The following is a 755-nucleotide window of genomic DNA, read 5'->3' as shown; positions in this document are numbered from 1 at the left end:
TTCCCTGGTCAGGGTTCGCAGTGGGTGGGGATGGGTCTTGAGCTGGCCGGGGCGTTTCCGGTGTTTGGGGAGGCGTTGGCCGAGTGTGGGCGGGCGTTGCGGGAGTTTGTCGACTGGGATCTCGAGGTTGCCCTGGGAGATGAGGGGTTGTTGTCGCGGGTTGATGTGGTGCAGCCGGCGTCGTGGGCGGTGATGGTGTCGTTGGCGCGGTTGTGGGAGTCGTTTGGTGTGGTGCCTTCGGGTGTGGTGGGTCATTCGCAGGGTGAGATCGCCGCCGCCGTGGTGGCGGGTGGGTTGTCGTTGGTGGATGGCGCGCGGGTGGTGGCGTTGCGGTCGAGGGTGATCGGGGAGCGTCTTGCGGGTGGTGGCGCGATGGCCTCCGTTGGCCTGCCCGCCGAGGCCCTGGATCTTCCTGATGGTGTGTCGGTGGCGGCCGTCAATGGGCCGGAGTCGACGGTGGTTTCGGGTGATGTGGATGGGGTGGCGGGGTTGGTGGAGCGGCTTGAGGGTGAGGGGGTGTGGGTGCGGCGGATCGCGGTGGACTATGCGTCGCATTCGGCTCATGTGGAGTCTGTCCGTGAGGAGTTGATGGGGGTCCTGGCGGGGATTGCCCCACGGGCGACGCGTTTCCCGCTGCTCTCCTCTGTGACCGGGGAGATGGTGGACGGCTCCGAGCTGGGTCCCGAGTACTGGGTGCGCAATCTGCGGGAGCGGGTCCGGTTCGATGAGGCGATCCGGGGCTGGCTGGGTCAGGG

At 67.5% G+C, this 755-nt stretch carries 1 protein-coding gene; it reads left to right on the top strand.

The features are described from left to right. The coding region (locus DEH69_RS22845; protein ID WP_113688886.1) for an acyltransferase domain-containing protein at positions 1-755 on the top strand (755 nt) is incomplete at both ends.

This window comes from Streptomyces sp. PT12 (assembly GCF_003311645.1).
Taxonomy (GTDB): Bacteria; Actinomycetota; Actinomycetes; order Streptomycetales; family Streptomycetaceae; genus Streptomyces.
Note: the sequence above shows the minus strand (reverse complement) of the source record. Positions and strands in the feature narration are given on the sequence as shown.